The following is a 21,241-nucleotide window of genomic DNA, read 5'->3' as shown; positions in this document are numbered from 1 at the left end:
CGTCTGACTACCGAGCGTTGTGGAGCGTGGTGATGACGACCACCGAACCCAGGGCGTACCCGTTCAGCGAACCGCGGCACCTCGACCCGGAGCCGTTGTTCGAGACCCTGCGCACCGACCAGCCGCTGATCCGGGTCCGCCTGCCCTACGGCGAACCGGCGTGGGTGGCGAGCCGCTACGAGGACATCAAGGTCGTGCTGGGCGACCCGCGGTTCTCCCGGGCCGCGGGCCAGGACCGCGACGAGCCGAGGATGCGGCCGCACCCGTCCCCACCGGGCAGCATCTTGGGCCTGGACCCGCCCGACCACACCCGGCTGCGCCGCCTCGTTATGAAGGCCTTCACAGTGCGGCGGGTCGAGCAGCTACGACCGCGCGCCCAAGACATCGCCAACGGGCTGGTCGACGCGATGATCGAGCACGGTAGGCCTGTCGACCTCGTCGACGAGTTCGCGCTACCGCTGCCGGTTACCGTCATCTGCGAACTGCTCGGGGTGCCCTACGAGGACCGGGTGGACTTCCGCGTGTGGTCGGACGCGTTCCTGGCGACCACGAAGTACACGCCCGACCAGGCCCGCGTCTACATAGACCGCCTCACCGACTACATGGCGGGCCTCATCGCCCAACGCAGGCAGCACCCGACCGACGACCTGATCGGCGCCCTGGTGATCGCCCGCGACGAGGAAGACCGGCTCTCCGAGGAAGAACTGGTGTCGCTGTCCATGGGCCTGCTGGTCGCCGGACACGAGACGACCGCGTCGCAGATCCCGAACTTCGTCTACACCCTGCTCACCCACCCCGACCAACTCGACCGGGTCCGCGCCGACCTGTCACTCGTCCCCCGCGCCGTGGAGGAGCTGATGCGGTACGTACCGCTCGGCATCGGCGGCGGCATCGCCCGGTACGCCCTGGAAGACGTCCAACTCGGCGGCGTCCTGGTCAAGGCGGGCGAACCGGTCCTGCCCGCGCTGGCGTCCGCCAACCGGGACGCCTCGATCTTCCCCAACCCGGAACGACTCGACGTCGACCGCGCGGGCGCCCCCCACGTCGGCTTCGGCCACGGCCCGCACCACTGCCTGGGCGCCCCACTGGCCCGAATGGAACTCCAGGTCGCCCTGGACACCCTGTTCCGGCGACTGCCCGGCCTTCGGTTCGCGGGCACGGAAGACGGCATCGAGTGGAAGTCCGGCCTGTCCACCCGCGGCCCCGCACACATGCCGATCACCTGGGCCAACCCAGCCACCTGACCACTCGCCGACTCGCGAACACCACACACCAACCCGCGAACACCACGCGGCAACTCACGAATACCGCACGGCAGCCCGCAAGCACCGCGTAGCAACTCACGAGCACTGCACGAGCACCAAGCGGCAATCCGCGAGCACCGCGCTCCAGCCCCGCGCGGCGAACGGCGCCGGGCGATCCGAACCCATCCAGCCCGCGGTGGACACCTCGCCCGCCCCCTACTCGTGGAACAAACGGCGCCTCGACGACAACCGCATTCAACGCCCCACCCCGAACACACCCGAACCCGAAACCCCTGACGCGGTGGGTGATCACCAGGTCACCCACCGCGTTGTCGTGATCAAGGACACCAACCGTTCCGGTTGGCGCACCTACCGAACTGGTCGGTCCCCGGTAGCGTCGACCGCATGACCCGAGCGTTCCGGCAGGACGAGTGGATCCTCGACCGCGCCGCCGCCCTGTTCGCCCAGCACGGGTTCGCGCACACGTCGGTGCAGTCCCTCGCCGACGCCGTGGGGCTGTCCAAGGCGGGCCTGCTGCACCACTTCCCCAGCAAGGAAACGCTGCACGAGGCCGCGACCGCGATGGGCCGCGAACACACCCGCCGCCTGCTCGACCAGGTCACCCCGCTGCCGCCGGGCCGCGACCGGGACCGGCTGGCCGTCGAACTGCTCACCGACTTCGCGCTGGACCGGCCCGGGTTGGTGGCGCTGGCGTCCCGCTCCATCACCAGCCTCGGCGTGGCGAAGACCGGTGGGCCGGGCATCGGCGAGGCCTTCGTGTTCGAGATGTTCGACGTGGCCCCCGACCAGGGCGACTCGGCGCGGCTGGCGCGGGTGATCGGCATGTTGGGCGCGCTGGTCGTGCTCAGCCTCGTCGCCACGCACCAGGGCGACCGGACGACGTGGCGGCGGCACATCGTGGCCACCTGCCTGGACGCGCTCGGGTCACCCGAGCACCCCGATCAGGTGGAGGCCTGACCCATGGCACGGTTGCTGTACCGGCTCGGCGCGGGCATCCACCGCCGCAGGCTCGTCGTGGTCCTGCTCTGGCTCGTTGTCCTGGTGGGCACCGGGATCGGCGCGGGCGCGCTGGCCGGGGACACCACGAACCAGTTCGCCATCCCCGGCCAGGAGTCCACCACCGCGTTGGCCAAGATCAAGGCGGACTTCGGCAGCGGTGGTGGCGCGACCGCCCGCGTGGTGGTGCAGGCGCCGGAGGGGCAGAAACTGACCGCCCCGCCGAACGTCCAGGCCGTGGGCGCGCTGGTGGCCGAACTGAACAAGCTGCCGGGCGTGGCGAACGCGTCGAACCCGTTGGACCCCAAGGCCCCGGCCGTCAACCCGACGCAGACCACCGCGTACAGCACGGTCACCTACTCGGTGCCCGCAGGCTCGGTGACCACGGAGCAGAAAGACGCGCTGACCACGGCCGTCGACCGGGCGCGGACCGGTGGTCTGACCGTCGAGATCGGCGGCGACATCGCCAACAAACCGCCGGACGTCGGCGGCGTCGTCGAGGCCCTGGGGGTCGTGCTCGCGCTGGTGATCCTGGCCATGACCTACGGTTCCCTGGTCACCGCCGGGATGAACCTGCTGACCGCCGCGGTCGGCGTCGGGATCGGGGTCCTCGGCATCACCATCACCACCGGTTTCGTGTCGCTGAGCTCGACCACCCCGATCCTGGCCACGATGCTCGGGCTGGCCGTGGGCATCGACTACGCGCTGTTCATCATCAACCGGTACCGACAGGAACTGCGGCGTGGCGCGGACCCCGGCACGGCCATCGCGACCGCCGTGGGCACCGCCGGATCGGCCGTGCTCACCGCGGGCATCACCGTGGTCATCGCCCTGGCGGGCCTAGCGGTCGCCGGAATCCCGTTCCTCACCCAGATGGGTATCGCCGCCGCCGCGACCATCGTCGTGGCCGTACTGATCGCGTTGACGTTGGTGCCCGCGGTGCTGAGCCTCATCGGACGCCGTGCCCTGCCGCGCAAGCAGCGGACCGCCGCTGGGGAGCCCCGTGACCGCGGCTTCTACCGCGGGTGGATCACCGGCGTCACCCGGCACCGGGTCGTCGCGCTGCTGCTGACCGTCGTCGGCCTCGGCCTGGTCGCCATCCCGGTCGCGTCGATGCGGACCACGCTGGTACAGGCACCGGCCGCCGGGAGCACCGCCGACAAAGCGCAACGGCTGCTCGCGGACGGGTTCGGTGAGGGCTTCAACGGCCCGCTGACGATCCTGTTCGAGGGCCAGAACGCCGTCGAGACGGCCGGGCGGGCGGCGATCGCGGGCCCGGACATCGCCCACGTCAGCAAGCCCGTCCCCAACCAGCACGGCACCGCCGCCCTGCTGACGGTCATCCCCAAGTCCGGCCCGACCAGCGAGGACACCGAGCACCTGGTCACCGACCTGCGCGCCCAACTGCGCGGCCAAGGCGCGTACGTCACCGGGACGACCGCGGTGAGCGTGGACGTGGCGGTGACGCTGGACGCCGCGCTGCCGGTGTACCTGGTGCTGGTGGTCGGGCTGGCGCTGGTGCTGCTGGTCCTGGTGTTCCGGTCGCTGCTGGTCCCACTGGTCGGCGTGCTCGGCTTCCTGCTGACCATCGGCGCGTCCCTCGGCGCCACGGTGGCCGTGTTCCAGTGGGGCTGGCTGGGCACGGCGGTCAACCTGCGGACCACCGGCCCGCTGATCAGCCTCACCCCGATCATCGTCATCGGCATCCTGTTCGGCCTCGCCATGGACTACCAGGTGTTCCTGGTGTCCCGCATGCACGAGGCCCACCACCGCGGCGCCGACCCGGCGGCGGCCATCACCACCGGCTTCCGCCAGGCAGCACCGGTGGTGGTCGCCGCCGCCCTGATCATGTTCACCGTGTTCGCCGCCTTCGTCCCCGGCGGCGAGGCCACCATCAAGTCGATCGCCTTCGCCCTCGCCATCGGCATCGCCGCCGACGCCTTCCTGGTCCGCATGGTCTTGGTCCCCGCCGCCCTCACCCTGATCGGCGCCCGCGCCTGGTGGCTCCCCCGCTGGCTGCACTGGCTCCCCACCCTGGACGTCGAGGGCACCGACCTCCCGTCCCCCACCCCCGACCTGGCCAACGCCTCCCGGTAGCCGTCGCCAAGATCAAACCGCCCTGAGCAGCCCCCATTTCCACCCTATCGCCCACACCACCCCACCCCAGACCCCCGCAATCAACCTGGGGATACCCCCACAGCATGTGAACACCTCACCCCCACCCCTCCCCAGCCCACCCCCTCCCCCGATGTGGACACCTCACCCCCACCCCTACACGCAACCAGGCGATGTGGACACCCCACGCACAACCCCCCAGCCGCCGAACAGCCGGTACATGTGCACACCCGATCCACAAGCCGCCCAATCACACACAGGCAGAAAGTGTGGACACCCCATCCACACACCCCACTCCACCCCGCGCAAGCACGAGTCGCGAACACCCAATCCACATGCCGCGCTACCACGTACTGACAGGAAGTGTGGACACCTCCCCCACCCACTCCCGGCCGGCCCGCAAGAGCGAGAGTCAGGAAAGCCCAATCCACAGGCCGGGTCATCACATGTCGGCAGAGATGTGGACACCCCACCCACACGCCCCCAACCATCCGCGCCGGCGGAAGTCGCGAACTGCCAATCCACAGGTCGCGCCACCACGCGCCAGCACCATGTGGACGCCTCACCCACACGCCCCGGCCACCCGCGCGAGCAGGAAGTGTGGACACCCCATCACCATGAAGCGTCACCACGTGCCGGCGGGCGGGTGTGGACACCTCATCCACCTCTGCTCGGTGGCGGGTGTGCGTATCTTGCCCACATGGTGTCAGCGCGCGGTACCAGCGACCTGTGGATGGCTGGTCTACAGGGTGTTGGCGACCTGAGTGGGGGGAGATGTGGATGGCTCGTCCACATCGTGGGTTGGTGTCCACCGGTGGGGGCGCGGGCGGGTTGTTGGGTCGGGGGTGAGCAGTAGGCTGGAAATGGGGGCTGCTCGGTAGGTATGCACGATTTCGGCCTTTGGTTGCAACAAGGCGGGAGCACTGTCCTCATCAGACCCGACGGTGCGACAGCGGGTGCGGTCGGGCGGGAGCGCACCTATCGTCGGGGGACTATGCCTACTAGTGGTTGGCGGGTGCGATGAGCACGGTCCTCGATGCCACGTTGGACAGGGCGCCCGCGGCGTTGACGCGGGCTCGGATGAACGTCGTCTTCGGCACCATCCTGCTCGGCATGTTGCTGTCCGCGCTGGACCAGACGATTGTGTCAACCGCGTTGCCCACCATTGTGGGTGATCTGGGCGGGGCCGGGCACATGAGCTGGGTCGTCACCTCGTACATCCTCGCCGAGACGATCGCCACCGTGCTGGCGGGCAAGTTCGGCGATTTGTTCGGCCGCAAGGCCATGTTCCAGCTCAGCGTCATCGTGTTCATCGCGGGGTCGTTCTTCTGCGGTTTCGCCGATGACATGGGGTTGCTCATCGCGATGCGCGCCGTGCAGGGCATCGGGGGTGGTGGCATCGCGGTGACGGCCACCGCGCTGATCGCCGACGTGATCCCGTTGCGCGAGCGCGGGAAGTACCAGGGTGCGTTGGGCGCGGTGTTCGGTGTGACGACGGTGATCGGGCCGTTGCTGGGCGGTCTGTTCACCGACCACCTGTCCTGGCGGTGGGCGTTCTACGTCAACGTCCCGATCGCGCTCATCGTCATCGTGCTGGCGGCGCGGGCGATCCCGGGGCGCGGCGACCGGACCGCGCCGAAGATCGACTACCTGGGCGTGCTGTTCGTCGCGCTCGGCGCCAGCGGGCTGACCCTGGCCACCACCTGGGGCGGCACCGAGTACGCGTGGGGCTCGCCGACGATCATCGGGCTGTTCGCCGGGTCGGCCGTGGCGCTCGCGATCTTCGTGCTGGTCGAACTGCGCGCCGAGGAGCCGATCCTGCCGATGCGCCTGTTCCGCGGCCGGGTGTTCGCCATCGCGTCGCTGCTCAGCTTCATCGTCGGGTTCGCCATGCTCGGGGCGATCACGTTCCTGCCGTCGTACCTGCAGTACACCAGCGGCGCGTCGGCGACCATGTCCGGTATCCGCACGCTGCCGATGGTCCTCGGCCTGCTGGTCACCGCGCTGGCCTCCGGTCAGGTCGTCAGCGCGACCGGGCTGTACCGGCCGTTCCCCATCGCCGGAACCGCCGTCACCGCACTGGGTTTGTACCTTTTGTCCACAATGGACGAGAGCACTTCCGTGTTCCTGCAGTCGGTCTACATGTTTGTGCTCGGCGCGGGCATCGGGCTGGTCATGCAGGTCTTGACGATCATCGTGCAGAACACCGCCGCCTACCGGGATCTCGGCGCGGCGACATCCGGCGTCACGTTCTTCCGCACACTCGGCGGCTCGTTCGGCGCGTCGATCATGGGCACCGTGTACGCGAACAAGCTCGGCAACCTGCTGCCCCAAGCGCTGATCCAAGCACAAGTCTCGCCTTCGGCCATCGCCAACCCCGCCGACGTGCACGCCCTGCCTGCCGCCGCGAAAGCGCCGATCGTGCACGCCTACGCCGAAGCGCTGCACACCGTCTTCTTCGCCGCCGCGCCGGTCGCCGTCGTCGGGTTCCTGGTCGCGCTCGCCCTGCCGCAGGTCGCCATCCGCGGCACCGCGCGGGAAGCCGCCCGCGGTTCCGGCGAGGGCTTCGCCATGCCCGCCGACCCGCACCCCGACGCCCACCTGGAGAGCATGATCGGCCGGTCGGTGCGACACCAACCGGACGCCGCCGCCGAGGTCCTCGCCCGCTCCGGCCTGCCCATCGACGTCCCCGCCGCGTGGGGGATCATGGGCGTGCACCTGCGCGACGACCTCCTCGGCATCCCCACCCGGCAGGACGACATCGAGGACCAACTGGGCATCCCGCACGGCGTCCTCACCTCCTTCTACGACGACCTCGTCGCCGCGGGCCACCTCGCCCGCACCGCCGACGACCGCCTCGAACTCACCGCCCGCGGCCTCGCCGAAGCCGCCACCCTCCTCGACGCCTGGACGTCCTGGCTGCTCGACCAACTCACCGACTGGTCCGCGGGCCGCGACCCCGCCACCGTCGACGACCAGGTCCGCTCCGCCGTCCGCCGCATCGCCCGCAAGCTCATGCTCGAACAGCAGACCGACCTCCAACCGGTCTGAGCAGGCCCGCGACAACGTCAAATCGACCAACCACGCGGGATTCCGCCACGCATGGGCGAAATAGCCGGCAACCGCCGACGGCGAACCGGCAATGTCTTGTCCGCCACGTGCCTATACCGGGTTGGAATGTCGGAGTTCCGCCAAAGTGGACGCCGCAGGGTGACTGACCGACTACAGTCAGCCGAGGTTTTGCCTTGGTTCGGGTGATTCCCGTCAGCGACCACGCGCGTCATCCGATTGGGTGATTACGCGTCACACGGTGAGAGGTTGAGGAATGGCGCAACCAGCGGAGCCAACGCCGGTGGCGGGCCGGGGCGGGTATCTCCCGCCCGAGGAGCAGGCGAAGCGGCGAGCCCAGGACGAACAGTACGACCTGGGTATGAACTCCGTCGGCGTCAAGGTGTACCAGCGACGTCAGCAGGAAGACGCCGAGGTCAATGCCGCCGCCGCCAGTGGCGGGTATGTCATGGACATCGAGACCATGCGCAGGTTCCTCCCCCGGTGGCAAGCGATCGCCGACAAGTTGTCGAACGCCCTGAATCTCGGCGCTCAACTGGGCGCCGTGAAGAAGCCGGCCGACGACGAGGCCAGCACCCGGCAGAAGCAGGCCGCGGACGCGCACGCCGAGGCTTACCTCACAAGCGCCAAAGAACAGCACGACTACGCCCTGGGATACGCCAAAATGCTCAAGACGGCAATCGACACGTACGAAAGACAGGAACAGACGACCGCCGCGAAGCTGCTCAAGCACGGGCGGAGACCATGAGGCGTCTCGCTGCGGCCGTCAGCGCGGTGACCGCGCTGAGTGCGGTGTCGGCGTGTTCGACGCCGACCAGCCAACTGACGCCGGTGCCCGCACCGAGCCCTTCGACCTCGGCGGAGATGTCGTTGACCGCGCCGCCGGTGCCGAACCCGTTGGACACGGCCAAGTTCGAGCAGAACCCGTGCGCTGTGCTGAGCCAAGCCCAGGCCGCTCAAGTCGCCAATCTCACCGCCAATCGCCAGATCAACGGCAACGTCGCCCCGATGTGCATCTGGACCGACGCCGACAGCAACAGTGTCGCCATCGGTTTCGTGCCCGCGAACGGCGGTTTGGCGACGGTGTACAAGGGCCAGGACAACAAGTCCGGCTACTTCGAGGTATCCCCGAACGTCGGTGGATATCCTGCGGCATTCTTTGGCAGCGCCGACTTCCGCAACAGCGGCGGGTGCCAGATCGCCGTCGGCGTCCACGACGACGAGGTCTTCACGGTCAACATCGACCTCCAGAAATCTTCGCCGTCCTACCAGGACCCGTGCGCCATCTCGACGAAGGCGGCGGAGGCCGCGGTGTCGACGTTGAAGGGCGGCGCGTGATGGCTTACAGCGCGCCGCAGATCATTCAACTGATCAACAGCGGCACCGGCCCGAGCGGCATGTACGCGGGCGGCGACAAGTCGGCGGAGCCCTCCACCCTGCACCACGAAATCGCCGACGAAATGCTGCAATTACAGGGCGCCATGGGCGAGCATTGGCAGGGCGACGCGGCCGGACAGGCGTACGCGGGCGCCAGCCCACTGGTCCAGGCCTCGCGAGTCAGTGGTGATCACCTGACGCAGGCACAAGGGCTGTACACGGGTCAGGGAAGTTCGTTCAAGGACCTGCAGAACAAGGTCGCGGCGGTGGGGCACCTGGGAAACAAACCGGCGGACGACTGGGTCAGCGGCACACCGCTCTCCTTCATGTCCAACCGGTCCACCGAGATCAACGCCTGGAATCAGAAGTCCCGGCAGGTCATCGACGCCTACACCCTCTACCACGGCCAATCCACGGACAATTCCGGACGCTGGGCGACGCCATCGCTGTACGGCGAGTTGGCGCTTCCGCCCGCCGGGGGCGACATCAAGCCCCCCGTCCCCGCCGATGGCGGACAACCCCCGGGACTCAGCACCGGGCCAGGGTCATACAGCCCGTCCGGCGGTGGCCGAGTTCCCGGCCACTCGGCTGCCGATTCCGGATACAGGGGTTCGAGCCAAGGCGGTGGCCACAGACCCGGCACCGTTGCGCCCCCTTCCGGCGGAGCGGGACATCTGGTGGCGAATACGCCGGCGCACAATTCCGGGCCACCGTCGCCCAACAACACGACTCTGCCGAACAACGCGACTCTGCCCGGCAACACCACAGCGCCCGGCAACACAACGCCACCGGACTACACGACGACGGCGGGTTATCTGCCGTCCACACCATCAGGCGGCGACTACAACAGCAGCCCCGGCGGATACGGCCCCGGTGGGTCGAACCCCGGTCTCGGTGGACCGGGCGGCAACCCCGAAGGCGGTGCCCTGCCCGGCAGCGGATTCGGACCGGACGGGGCACGCACGGGAGCCGGAACTGGCTCCGGCGTGGGCAGGGGAAGCGGCACGGGACCAGAGATTGGCGCCGGTACCGGCAACCGGGTCGGCGCGGGCACGCCGGGTGGCCTCGGCGCGGGCGGCCGCCTCACCAGTGGTCCGATGGGTGGCAGCGGACATCCGGGTGGATCGGGCATGGGCGGTGTCGGTGCCGCAGGCCACGGCGGCCGGGGCGACGGAGCCGAGGACACCGAGCACGAGACCCCGGAATACCTGCAGGAAGCCGATCCGGACAACGCGCTGGTCGGCCCGTTGCCGAAGTTGATGCCGCCGGTCATCGGCGCCCCGGAGAGGAGTCGCGGTGCTGGTGATGGACCGTGAGGTTGTGCTCGCCGCCGACTGCTTGCTCGTCGGTGCGCAAGAGGCCGGTGTCGCGTTACCCGCCTGGCTGTCCCCGGACCCGATCTGGCGCAACCCCGAGGAAACCCAGGCCCACAACGACGATGTGCGCCTACGGCTCGCGGAGCACGGGCTGTGGCGGGCGGGAAAACCAACCGAGGAGTTCCTGCGCACGATGACCGTGCTCGGTCGAGGCGCGCTGGAGCTCACGTCCACTGTGGAGTCACCCGCGGTCGGTCGCTACCACCTGCACGTCGCGGCCGGCGGACCGGACGCGGTGCTGGCATGCCACGTGCCCGCCTCCGGACAGGTCGTGCTCCGCCCACTCCGGCCGGACGCCCTGGCCGAGGGCCTCCTCGCCGAGATCCCGGACGCGCCGCCTGCCCCCGGCCCCAGCCTGTCGGTGCCGGAATCCGACCTGCGGGCGGCCATCAACGGCGCTCCCGCCCACCGCGATGTCCGGCGGGTGCTGGACGTGGCCGGGCTGCCCCGTCGGGGTGCGGGCCAGATCTGCGCGGGCGTGCGCGACGGTCTCGGTGGCCACCGCACGACCGGCGACGACTGCTGCACGTTCTACGACACCGAGCGGGGCCGCTACCTGTTCTCCTTCACCCGGCAGCCGGACTGCGAGCGCTATGTCAACGTCGCCCCCGGGCGCTTCGACACGATGGTCGGGAAGACCTACGACCTGCTCAACCGGCTCCGCGGAAACGGGCGATAGCAGAAGGTCCCTTTACCAACACCCAAATCTACGGCGCCCAAGGCAAACAAAACCCCATGAATTGTCGATCGGTCGAGTGGAAAACAATCACCCGATCAGCGGTTCGCACGGTTCAGCAGGCTTGTTCATCCGAAGTTCGGAATGCGGACCCCGATCCCGGTCGTAGATTCAGGCGGCCAGATTGGCGAGTAGAGCGAAAAGGGAGGTCTGGCGTGGTGAGACCGCGGCGGTGGCGCCGGTTGTTCGTGGCGGTGGTGTGTGGTGCGGTGGCGGTGGGCACGGCGAGTGCCGCGTCGGCCGGGGCGGAGCGTGCGCGGGGCGGGTTCCAGCCGCCGAAGGTCGGGCACGTGTGGACGTTCATCCTGGAGAACAAGTCGTACGAGGCGACGTTCACCGGGTTGAACCAGAACGACTACCTGTGGAAGACGCTGCCCAGTTACGGACTGCTCCTCCGGCAGTACTACGGGACGAGCCATTTCAGCCTGGGCAACTACATCTCGCTGGTGTCCGGCCAGAGCCCGGCGCCGGACAACCAGGCGGACTGCCCGCAGTACAAGAACGTGCAGCCGGGCTTCCCGGCGGCGGACGGGCAGACCTACGCGTCGACCGGGTGCGTGTACCCGCAGTCGGTGCCGACGCTGTTCAACCAGCTCGACCAGGCGCACGTGTCGTGGAAGACGTACCTGCAGGACGAGGGCAACACCCCCGGCCGCGAGGACGTCTACCGCTGCGGCATTCCCGGCGACCCGGGCGGCAGCGGCGTCCCGGACCCGGGTGGCGCGACCGCGCAGGACCAGTACGTGGCCAAGCACAGCCCGGTCGCGTGGTTCCACTCGGTGATCGACAACCCGGCCGACTGCGGCAAGGTCGTCCCGCTGACCGGTTACCCGGCGAGCCAGGGGCACCCGAAGCTGTCCGGTCTGGAGGAGGACCTCAAGAGCGTGGCCACCACGCCGCAGTTCTCCTGGATCAGCCCGAACAACTGCAGCGACGCGCACGACGCGACCTGCAAGGGCGACAACCTCTCCGGTGACCCGAACAACCACCAGGGCGGGCTGTTCGCCGCGGACCTGTTCCTCAAGAAGTACATCCCGGAGATCATGGCGTCTCCCGCGTTCCAAAAGGACGGTGAGATCCAGATCCTGTTCGACGAGGGTTTCCCGCCGTACAAGATGTACGGGAACTCCATCGCGGACTACCAGGGCAACACCGACCCGACGCTGAACACGGCGACGGACACCGCGCAGTCCATTGTGGCCTGCTGCAACGAGCTGCCCGGCCCGAACACCACCCAGCCCGGTTTCCAGGCGTTCGGCCAGGACACCACCCCCGGTGGCGGCATCACCGGCGCGGTGTTCATCTCCCGGTTCATCCAGCCGGGGTCGATCTCCGACCAGCCGTACAACCACTACTCGTGGCTGCGCAGCACGGAGGACCTGTTCGGGATCAGCCGGGGCGGCACGGACGGCAAGGGCCACCTCGGTTACGCGGCAGCGGACGGTCTGCGCCCGTTCGGCCAGGACGTCTACAACAACGCCTCTGGCCGCGCGCACCGGGCGGTCGTCGCCGGTGACCAGCGGGCGGTGTACCCGGCGGTCGCCGGTGGGTTGGACGAGGCGGTCCAGCCGAAGTACGAGACGGTGAAGTAACCCCATGCCGTCTGCTTCCCGATCCGCGGTGGGCGCCGTCCTGGCGCTCACCGCGGTTCTCCTCACGGGCTGCTCCACCCCGCCCGAGCCGTCGGCGGACGACGTCGTCGCCAGCCTCGGCGCGTTCCCGGTGGCCAGTGCGGCGCCCGGCGTTCCCGCGCCGGTCACCGCCTCCCCCGGTCACCCGCAGTTGGTGGCGATGGGCGCGCCGGTCCAGGTCGAACTGGCTGGTGACGCCAAGGCGCTGCTCACCACGACCGGCCCGGCCGACACCGCCACCACGCACACCGGACGGCCGGACGAGGCGATCACCGGTGAGATCACGGTGACCGCCGCCCCGACCGCCGGGACCGTGCACCTGGCCATGGCCGACCTGCTCTGCCAGGACGAGACCGGCGCCACGGTCGCGCTGACCCCGTCCGGCGCAGGCGACGTGACGGCGTCACCGGGGCATCCGGCCACCCTCAAGCTGACCGGCCGGTTCCAGACGGGGCACGCCCAGATCAACTGGCGCCAGGCCGGGCACGTGCTGGCCATCTGGGACTTCACCGTGGAGAACGACTGACGGTCACCGCTCACCTGCGGGAGACCCCCGGAACGTCGGGGTAACGTTCCGGGGGTCCGGCGGGCACCCGCGTCACTCAGCGGTGCCCAGGCCTGCCACCTCGCTCGCCCCCACCCCGGTCGTGCTCACCATTCGGCGCACCCCGGTGGTCGGTCTGGCTCACGGCGGGAGCGGCGTGGTCCCCCTCATGCATAGCCACCGCGGTTACACCCGCGCCGATGGCACCGCCGACGACCAGGGCAACCACCGGAAGCGTCACCCGATGCCGGGCGACCCGACCGGCGGCCGAGCCCACGCGGCGCAGCCGGGACGGCCGGTTGTCCTGGACCTGGGGGCTGACCTGGGGCTGATCGGACTCGCCTGCCGGGGCCTCGTGGTCAGCTTGAGGTTGTTCCGCGAAGCGCTCGGTCGAACCGTCGTATCCGGCGTGGGGCTGCTCGGCCTGCTGGTCACCCGCGTCGGAGCCAAGGGGGTTGGCCGGGTGGTACTGCTCCGGCTCAGGTGGTGTTGTCATCTCGTGCCTTTCTTTGGTCACGCGGCGTGCGCGTGCTGCTCAACTGGGGGTACGACCGCGACCACCGGTTCGGTGGGGTGCATTGACTGGGCGAGGACCCGCACACCGGCGATGGCCAGCAGGGCCAGCAGCGTCATGCCCGCGATGTCCTCGCCGGTCAGGCCGGTTGCCTCGCCGTAGAGGGTCAGGCCGACGAGGACGGACGTGATGGGGCCGAGGACGGTTGTCGTGCCGACGACGAGGGCCGCCGTGCCGCGCGCGTACGCCCGTTGCATGAGCCAGCCGCCGGTGAGCAGCAGGGCCGCGGCTTCGACGCTCAACCCCAGGTCGACCGCGACCGCGCCGCCTTCCTGCCAGTGCTGCGACGCCGCGCGGACGACCGTTGAGCCGAAGCCGGACACGACGGCCGCGGCGGCGCTGGTGGCCAGGCAGCTTCGCTGCTGCCATCCGACGAAGCCGACGACGGCGGCACAAGCCACTACGAACTGCACCTGACCGGTCTGCGCCACCGGCTGCGAACTGATCGCCCCGGCGGCGACTACGACGAAACCGCCTACACCGGCGCACACGGCCAACACGGCGCGGCGAGTCCCCACGTCGACGTGCTCACGGCGCAGGCGGGCACCCACTACGACGATCGAGACGAGTCCCAGTACGCCGACCGGCTCGACGATGGCCACCGGTGCGAACGACAGCGCGACGACATGCAGGCATCCGCCGAGGACGCCGGACCCTACGCCGGCCAGCCAACCCGGCGACCGGACCATTTTGCGCAGGGCGGACCGACCCAGCTCACCCGCGGGGGTCATCGCGCTCACTACCCGGTGCTGCAGCAGCACTCCCGTCGCGAAGAACGCACTCGCGACCACCGCACAGGCGATCCCGATCAGGATCGTTTCGGCAAGGTCCGTTGTCACGTTGCCTACGGTGCCGAACGCGGATGAAGGTTCGATGAGAGATCCGCTCGGCTAGCGTGAGAGTTCCGGTGCGGGGTGGGTGCGTGGTGGTTGGTGGGGGGTGTCGGTGGGTCGGTCTAGGCTGTGTATTTGGGGCTTCGCATCGGGTTGATCATGGATCGCGGACGTGATCGCGTGGGCTGTCGGTGGTCGTCGCTAGGCTGTGTATTCGGGGGCTTTCGTCGGGTTGATCATGGGTCTTGGTCGGCTGGGTGTTCTTGTCGGTGGGGTCGTTTAGGCTGTGTATTTGGGGGCTTTGTTCTCGGTTGATCTTGGTGTGAGGGAGCTCTGGGCCTCGGCTGCGCCTCGGGGTTCGGCCTGGTCGCCTGGCGGCGACGCCGGCCCCGGGCGCCAGATGAAAGCTGGGGTGCCCGTTGTGGTGAAGTTGTTTTGTTTGGGGCCCCTAGCGGCAGCCTCAGGTAAGGCTAAAAGGCGGGGCCACTGGAAAGCGTGGCCTTACCCGCCAGCCGGCTTAGGCCACCGCTCCCCCCAAACAAAACAACTTCACCACAACGGGCGGTTGGTATCGGCGGGTCCCGAGGCGCGCGGTGCCAGTGTGGAGCTTCGTCGATCAGGGGTGGGTTTTTGGGCGCGCGGTGCCGGGGTGGCGCGTTGTCGATCTGGGCCGAGCGCGACTTCTCCGCCAACAAGAAATCCACCGCCCAATGCCCGGTACCCACCAGCACATCGAGCTCGCTCGCCCGCCCACTTATCAAGTCGCGTCGCGGGTGGCGGTGTGTGTTGCGGCGCTTCGCCATGTGGGCGGTGTGGTGGGGTCCCGTACTCAGCTTGGGTCGGGCGCGGGGGCGATGGGGAGGAGGATGCTTACTCTGGCGCCGCCTGTTTCTGCTCGGCCTGCCCATACTGTGCCGCCGTGTTGGGTGGCGATTTGTTCTACGATTGCCAAGCCCAATCCCGAGCCGGGGAGGGCTCGGGCCTCGTCGGAGCGGTAGAAGCGTTGGAATACATGTGGCACGTCGGCGTCTGCGATTCCGGGGCCTTCGTCGTCTACGTCTATTCGTGCGCCGTCAGATGACGCTGTGATTCGTGCTGTCACTGTGGAGCCGGGGGGGCTCCATTTGGCGGCGTTGTCGAGCAGGTTGAGGACTGCCCGCTCCAAGGCCGCTACGCGCGCGTGTACTCGTGCTGGGGTGAAGTCTGTCGCGTAGCTGACCTGGGGGGCTCGGGCGCGGGCGCGTTCCACCGCTGGGCCGACGACATCGCTCAGGTCGACCAACTCTTCTGCCTCGGGTGAGCGCTCCCCCGTCGACAGGTCGACTAGTTCTTCGATCAGTGTGGTGAGTTCGACAGCCTGGGCGGAGAGGTCGGCCAGTAGGCGGGTTTGGTCTTCGGGGGCGAGTTGTCGGCCGGTGGATGCCGCGTGGACGAGGAGTTCGATGTTGTTGCGGAGGCTGGTCAAGGGGGTGCGCAGCTCGTGGCCCGCGTCTTGGACCAGGCGGCGTTGGGCGTCGCGGGAGTCGGCGAGGGCGGTGAGCATGGCGTTGAAGGCGGCGCCGAGGCGGGCGAGTTCGTCGGTGCCGCGGACCTCGATGCCCGCCGACAGGTCCTGGGTGCGGGCGACGTCCTCGGCGGCGGCGGTCAAGGTGTCGACGGGGCGCAGGGCGGTGCGGGCGACCACTCGACCCAGCAGAGCCGCCACGGCGATGCCCGCGAGGCCGACGAGGACGTGCCAGAGTCCCAGTTCGGTCACGGTGCCCTCGACCTGTTCGGCGTCCATGGCGACCTGCACCGCGCCGGTCGAGGTCGGGGTGGACCACACCTGGTAGCGGTCCGGGCCGATCCGGACCAGCTCGGAGCCGCGGCTGTCGACCCCCATCGCGGCGGCCTGGGCCCGCGTGGTCAGCGGGATGGCGGTGGCGTCGCCCGCTGCCGGGCCGGTGGGTTGGCCCGCACGGTCGAGGAACTGGATGACCAGGCCGCCGCCGTGGTGTTGGTCGCGGTGGCCGCTGTTGTTCTGGAGCAGGTCGAGGGCGTCGGCGGGGGTGGCGGCGGTGGCGGCGACCCGGGCGTACGACTGGAGTTGGGCGTCGAAGTCGTGCCGGAGCTTGGTGCGCAGCAGCAACCACGACGTCAGCGACACGCCGACCACGGCGACGGCCACGGCGGCGACGGCGAGCACCGTCAACCGGGCCCGCAACGACAACGACCGCCGCTTCACAGTGGCTCCTCACGCAGCACGTAGCCGACGCCGCGCACGGTGTGCAGCAGGCGCGGCTCGCCTTCCGCTTCCAGTTTGCGCCGCAGGTAGCCGACGTAGACGTCCAGGCCGTTGGAGGCGGCGCCGAAGTCGAAACCCCAGACCTGTTCGAACATCGACGTGCGGGTGAGCACGATCCGCGGGTTGCGCAGGAACGCCTCCAGGATGGCGAACTCGGTGCGGGTCAGCTTCAGCGGCCGGTCGCCGCGGATGACCTCCCGGGTCGCCGGGTCGAGCAGCACGTCGGCGAACCGCAGGGCCGAGGACTCGACGGCGGCCGTGGCGGCGTTGTACTCGGTCCGCCGGAGCAGTGCCTTCACCCGGGCCAGCAGCTCCTGCAGGGCGAACGGCTTGACCAGGTAGTCGTCCGCGCCCGCCTCCAGCCCGGCCACCCGATCGGTGACACCGGTGCGGGCGGTGAGCATGAGGATCGGCACGTAGTTGCCCTCGGCCCGCAACAGCCTGCAACAGTCGAGGCCGCTGAGCACCGGCATGGTGACGTCCAGGATCACCCCGTCGGGGCGCTCGGTGCGCACCAACTCCACCCCGGCGGCGCCGTCGGTGGCGGTGGACACCGTGTAGCCCTCGAACCGGAGGGTCCTGGACAGCGAGTCGCGGACCGCGGCCTCGTCGTCGACCACCACCAGGTGCACGCGCGCCTCCTCAACCGGGAACGTCGCCGAGGGTAGCCACCACGGTGACGGCTTGGTCCACCCCGGAGATGGAGATGGCCCGGCTGACCGCGCTGGTCGGCGGGGTCACCACGACCAGGGCCCTGCCCTCGGCGACGAGCCGGTCGTGCGCCTGGAGCAGGCAGGTCAGCCCGGTGGAGCCGAGGAAGGTCACCCCGGTGAAGTCGGCGACGAGCAGGGCGGCGGACGGTCGCGCCAGCCCGTCGCGCAGCGTCGGGGCCGACCCGATGTCCACCTCGCCGGTGAACGACACCACGTCCCGGCCGGGGGCTCTCGCCACCGTGAACGCCAGCACCGTGCCCATGCGGAACCTCCACCCGATTCGGTGGGCCGCTGCTTGCTCAACTGCCCGGTCCGCCCGCCGTGCGACGAGCCGAACCCACGCTACCCCATGCCCGCGGCACCGGGCCAAGTGTCATTTCCGCTTTCCACACCGATGTTATCGGACCCGTTTTCCGTCGATTTCCCCGGGGTCACGGCGCGGATTCTGTGGTAGCTTTTCGGCCGGTTCTCTTGCGAAATGGGGTGTTCGCCGCGATGGCGGAGGAAACGGCGACGGGGGTCGGTCCCGACCGGATCACCACGGTCTACGAGCGGTTCGGCGATCCCGGCGACCCGCCTGTCCTGCTGGTCATGGGCGGTGGCGCGCAGATGATCAACTGGCCGGACGGGTTCTGCGCGGAACTGGTGGAGCGCGGCCTGCATGTGATCCGGTTCGACAACCGCGATTCCGGCCGGTCCACGCATTTCACCGACGGGCCGGAGCCGAATGTGGCGGCCGCGCTCGCGGGCGATTTCTCGTCGGTGTCGTACACGTTGTCGGACATGGCCGCCGACACAATCGGGCTACTCGACGCGCTGGGCCTGCGCAGCGTCCACCTGGTCGGCGCGTCGCTGGGTGGCATGGTGGCCCAGACCATTGCCTTGGAGCACCGCGACCGGGTGCGCTCGCTCACCTCGATGATGTCCACCACCGGGAACCCCGACGTCGGCCGGGCGAACTTCGCCGCCATCGGCCCGCTCGGGGAGCCGCCTGCCGACCGCGACGGCTACATCGCCTGGCAGGTCCGCGCGCTGCGAGCGGTGGGCTCACCCGGGTTCCGGTTCGACGAGCGGGCCGCCACCGAACGCGCCACCCGCGCCTACGACCGGGGCGGCCGCGACAACACGGGCATGCTCCGCCAGGCCGTCGCGTCCATCGCGTCCGGCGACCGCACCGACCGGCTGCGCTCGCTGGACATCCCCGCCCTGGTCATCCACGGCGCCGCCGACCTGATGTGCGACGTCAGCGGCGGCCGGGCCACCGCCGCCGCCATCACCGGCGCCGAACTGCTGGTCGTCGACGGCATGGGCCACGGCTTCCCTGGTGAGCTGTGGCCGCTGTTCGCCCAGCGCATCGGCGACCTGGTCGAACGCGCCGACCGATCCGGACCGGCTACTTCCCCGCCGCGCTGACGAAGTCGACCTGGAACCGCCCCGGCGAGTTGTCCAACTAGGACCAGTTTCCGCACAGGTGGGGCCTGCTCACCCACACCCGTCTTGATCACGGCGGGATGTCCACCCCCTCAGCCGCTGGTGCCGATGGTTCCGAACCACGCTCACCTTGGTCCCCTTGGTGACCTGGGTCGTTGTCGCCGGTTCGAGCAATAACGCCGCCGCATAGGCGCTGTTCACCCACCACCGCCTGCCGGATCGCGGTGTGTGTCGGGGCGGGACCGTGCCGCCGCTCTGGTACCACCGAGGGGAGTTCGACAACTGCGGACGAGGACGGTGATGATGGCGAAGGAGTCAATCCCGGCGGCGCGCACCGTGCGCGGCGACGCCGATTCCGAGCACATGGGCGGCACGGTCGAGGTGTGCGTGGTGGGACTGGGACCACGCGGGCTGTCTGTGCTGGACCGGTTGTGCGCCAACGCGTCGGAGTGCCTGAACGAGGGCGACCGGCTGCGGATCCACCTGGTCGACCCGCACCTGCGAACCGGCAGCCGGGTCTGGCGCACCGGCCAGGCCGCGGAGTTGTTGATGAACACGGTCGCCGCGCAGGTGACCATGTTCGTGGACGACTCCGTCGACTGCGCGGGGCCGGTGCTGGCCGGGCCGAGCCTGTACGAGTGGGCGCGGTTCCTGACCTTGATCGGTCCCCTGGACGACGAGCCGCCCGCGGTGCTGGCGGAAGCGGCCCGGCTGGGCCCGGACGACTACCCGTCGCGCGCGTTCTACGGCCAGTACCTGAGCTGGGTGCTGCGGCACCTGGTCCGGCACGCGCCGCGCCGGGTCACCATCGTGCAGCACCCGTGCCGGGCGGTGGACCTGGTCGACGCGGACAACGGCACGCAGACGCTGACCCTGGACGGCGGTGCGCGGCTGACCGGTCTGGACCAGGTCGTGCTCGCGATGGGCCACCTGGACACCCACCCCGGGGAGCGCGAGGAAGCGTTGCGCGAGTTCGCCGACGACAACGACCTGTACTACCACCCGCCGGGCAACCCGGCCGAGACAGACCTGTCCGCGATCGAACCGGGCGAGCCGGTTATCCTGCGCGGGATGGGCCTGAACTTCTTCGACCACATGGCGCTGCTGACCACCGGCCGCGGCGGCGTGTTCACCCGCGACGGCGACAAGGTCACCTACCGGCCGTCCAGGCGGGAGCCCAGGATGATCGCCGGGTGCAGGCGCGGGGTGCCGCACCACTCGCGCGGGGCCAACCAGAAGGGCGCGCACGGGCGGCACGAGCCGCTGTGCCTGACCCCGCCGGTGATCGCCGCGTTCCGCGCCCGCGCCGAGCAGGGCGACCTGCCGGACTTCGGCACCGAGGTGTGGCCGCTGATCGACCGCGAGGTCCGCGCCGTGTACTACAGCACGTTGATCCGCGGCCGGGACTGCGTGTGCGACGCCGACGAGTTCCGCCGCCGCTACCTGGCGACCGAGATCGGGACCGAGAACCCCGACCTGCTCGCCGAGTGCGGCATCGGCCCGGACGAGCACTGGGACTGGCAGCGCGTCGCGCACCCGCACGACGGTATCGAGTTCACCGGACCGGACCACTTCCACGACTGGCTGGTGTCCTATTTGGAAGCCGACGTGCGCGAGGCTCAACTGGGCACTGTGGACGGTCCGCTGAAGGCGGCGCTGGATGTCCTGCGGGACTTGCGCAACGAGATCCGGTTGGTCGTCGACCACAGCGGCATCTCCGGTGAGTCCTATCGGGACGCGCTGCGCGGCTGGTACACGCCGTTCAACGCATTCGTCTCGATCGGACCGCCGGTGTCGCGGATCGAGGAGATGATCGCGCTGATCGAGGCCGGTGTGCTGTCGGTGGTCGGTCCGGGCATGACGGTCGGCTGCGTTGACGGCGGCTTCGTCACCCGCTCCGCCCGCGTCCCCGGCGTCGAATACCGGGCGAAAGCGTTGGTGGAGGCCAGGTTACCGGAGACCGACGTGCGCACCACCAGTGACCCGTTGATCCGCCGCCTGCTGACCCGGGGCGACTGCACGCACTACCGCATCCCCCAGCGCGACGGCGGCCACTACGAGACCGGCGGGCTCGCGGTGACCCGCAGCCCGTACCACCTGGTGGACGTGTCCGGCCGGGCCCACCCGCGCCGCTTCGCGTTCGGCGTGCCGACCGAGTCGGTGCACTGGGTGACCGCCGCGGGCATCCGGCCCGGGGTGAACTCGGTGATCCTCGGCGACGCCGACGCGGTGGCCCGCACCGGCCTGCTGGCCGCCAGGGCACTGTCGGTCCATTGAGGACACCAGCCGCGATTCGA

General features: G+C 69.7%; 18 protein-coding genes. 12 read left to right on the top strand and 6 right to left on the bottom strand.

Features of this window, described 5'->3' with window-relative positions:
* Positions 1-32: 32 nt before the first annotated feature.
* The 5 genes from H504_RS0128650 to H504_RS37485 all read left to right on the top strand — a co-directional run bounded on the left by H504_RS0128650 (position 33) and on the right by H504_RS37485 (position 8,193).
* The gene (locus H504_RS0128650) at positions 33-1,244 is read left to right on the top strand and encodes a cytochrome P450 (RefSeq protein ID WP_026425600.1); all 1,212 of its coding nucleotides are present in this window, start codon (positions 33-35) and stop codon (positions 1,242-1,244) included.
* Positions 1,245-1,649: 405 nt separating this feature from the next.
* Positions 1,650-2,222 (top strand): TetR/AcrR family transcriptional regulator, encoded by a 573-nt coding sequence (locus H504_RS0128640; RefSeq protein WP_026425598.1) that lies wholly within the window; start codon positions 1,650-1,652, stop codon positions 2,220-2,222.
* A 3-nt stretch (positions 2,223-2,225) separates the two neighbouring features.
* Entirely contained in the window at positions 2,226-4,358 is a 2,133-nt protein-coding gene (locus tag H504_RS0128635; protein WP_026425597.1) for an MMPL family transporter, read from the top strand.
* Positions 4,359-5,396: 1,038 nt separating this feature from the next.
* A complete protein-coding gene (locus tag H504_RS37490; RefSeq protein WP_035306603.1) occupies positions 5,397-7,427 on the top strand; it encodes an MDR family MFS transporter in 2,031 nt (676 codons plus the stop codon).
* A gap of 274 nt (positions 7,428-7,701) precedes the next feature.
* Complete coding sequence (locus H504_RS37485) at positions 7,702-8,193, top strand: PE domain-containing protein (protein WP_051386352.1); 492 nt, start codon at positions 7,702-7,704, stop codon at positions 8,191-8,193.
* Here H504_RS37485 and H504_RS43380 read toward each other — a convergent pair.
* A complete protein-coding gene (locus tag H504_RS43380; protein ID WP_245614505.1) occupies positions 8,171-8,350 on the bottom strand; it encodes a hypothetical protein in 180 nt (59 codons plus the stop codon). The genes H504_RS37485 and H504_RS43380 overlap by 23 nt on opposite strands.
* On the opposite strand from H504_RS43380, the gene H504_RS0128620 reads away from it, so the two are divergent.
* The 5 genes from H504_RS0128620 to H504_RS0128600 all read left to right on the top strand — a co-directional run bounded on the left by H504_RS0128620 (position 8,277) and on the right by H504_RS0128600 (position 13,091).
* Complete coding sequence (locus tag H504_RS0128620) at positions 8,277-8,783, top strand: DUF3558 domain-containing protein (protein ID WP_245614503.1); 507 nt, start codon at positions 8,277-8,279, stop codon at positions 8,781-8,783. The genes H504_RS43380 and H504_RS0128620 overlap by 74 nt on opposite strands.
* Positions 8,783-10,138: a hypothetical protein gene (locus H504_RS37480; protein WP_051386351.1), complete on the top strand. Its 1,356-nt coding sequence runs from the start codon at positions 8,783-8,785 to the stop codon at positions 10,136-10,138. The genes H504_RS0128620 and H504_RS37480 overlap by 1 nt, the downstream gene beginning before the upstream one ends.
* Positions 10,128-10,877 (top strand): ESX secretion-associated protein EspG, encoded by a 750-nt coding sequence (locus H504_RS0128610; RefSeq protein ID WP_245614491.1) that lies wholly within the window; start codon positions 10,128-10,130, stop codon positions 10,875-10,877. Before H504_RS37480 ends, H504_RS0128610 begins: the two co-directional genes overlap by 11 nt.
* Positions 10,878-11,089: 212 nt before the next feature.
* A complete protein-coding gene (locus H504_RS37475) occupies positions 11,090-12,526 on the top strand; it encodes an alkaline phosphatase family protein (protein ID WP_051386350.1) in 1,437 nt (478 codons plus the stop codon).
* Positions 12,527-12,530: 4 nt separating this feature from the next.
* Complete coding sequence (locus tag H504_RS0128600; RefSeq protein WP_157440689.1) at positions 12,531-13,091, top strand: hypothetical protein; 561 nt, start codon at positions 12,531-12,533, stop codon at positions 13,089-13,091.
* Between the two features lie 76 nt (positions 13,092-13,167).
* On the opposite strand, the gene H504_RS0128595 is transcribed toward H504_RS0128600, so the two are convergent.
* From H504_RS0128595 to H504_RS39095, 5 genes are all read right to left on the bottom strand, one after another.
* Positions 13,168-13,605, bottom strand: a complete 438-nt coding sequence (locus tag H504_RS0128595; protein WP_157440688.1) for a hypothetical protein — start codon at positions 13,603-13,605, stop codon at positions 13,168-13,170.
* Positions 13,606-13,622: 17 nt separating this feature from the next.
* On the bottom strand, positions 13,623-14,522 hold the full coding sequence (locus tag H504_RS0128590; RefSeq protein ID WP_026425592.1) for a hypothetical protein: 900 nt from the start codon (positions 14,520-14,522) through the stop codon (positions 13,623-13,625).
* 823 nt (positions 14,523-15,345) lie between these two features.
* Positions 15,346-16,740, bottom strand: a complete 1,395-nt coding sequence (locus H504_RS0128585; RefSeq protein ID WP_026425591.1) for a HAMP domain-containing sensor histidine kinase — start codon at positions 16,738-16,740, stop codon at positions 15,346-15,348.
* Positions 16,737-17,432 (bottom strand): response regulator transcription factor, encoded by a 696-nt coding sequence (locus tag H504_RS0128580; RefSeq protein WP_026425590.1) that lies wholly within the window; start codon positions 17,430-17,432, stop codon positions 16,737-16,739. The genes H504_RS0128585 and H504_RS0128580 overlap by 4 nt, the downstream gene beginning before the upstream one ends.
* A gap of 10 nt (positions 17,433-17,442) precedes the next feature.
* A complete protein-coding gene (locus H504_RS39095; protein ID WP_051386349.1) occupies positions 17,443-17,775 on the bottom strand; it encodes an STAS domain-containing protein in 333 nt (110 codons plus the stop codon).
* A 233-nt stretch (positions 17,776-18,008) separates the two neighbouring features.
* Between H504_RS39095 and H504_RS0128570 the strand changes: the two genes are divergently transcribed.
* Together H504_RS0128570 and H504_RS37465 are read left to right on the top strand one after the other, a co-directional pair.
* Positions 18,009-18,926 carry an alpha/beta fold hydrolase gene (locus H504_RS0128570; protein ID WP_026425589.1) on the top strand — a complete coding sequence of 306 codons (918 nt, stop codon included), beginning with the start codon at positions 18,009-18,011 and terminating at the stop codon, positions 18,924-18,926.
* 321 nt (positions 18,927-19,247) lie between these two features.
* Positions 19,248-21,221 carry an FAD/NAD(P)-binding protein gene (locus H504_RS37465; protein ID WP_245614490.1) on the top strand — a complete coding sequence of 658 codons (1,974 nt, stop codon included), beginning with the start codon at positions 19,248-19,250 and terminating at the stop codon, positions 21,219-21,221.
* Positions 21,222-21,241: the final 20 nt, after the last annotated feature.

Origin of the sequence: Actinokineospora inagensis DSM 44258, assembly GCF_000482865.1 — a bacterium.
GTDB lineage: Bacteria > Actinomycetota > Actinomycetes > Mycobacteriales > Pseudonocardiaceae > Actinokineospora > Actinokineospora inagensis.
This window is presented reverse-complemented; position numbering and strand designations above follow the sequence as displayed.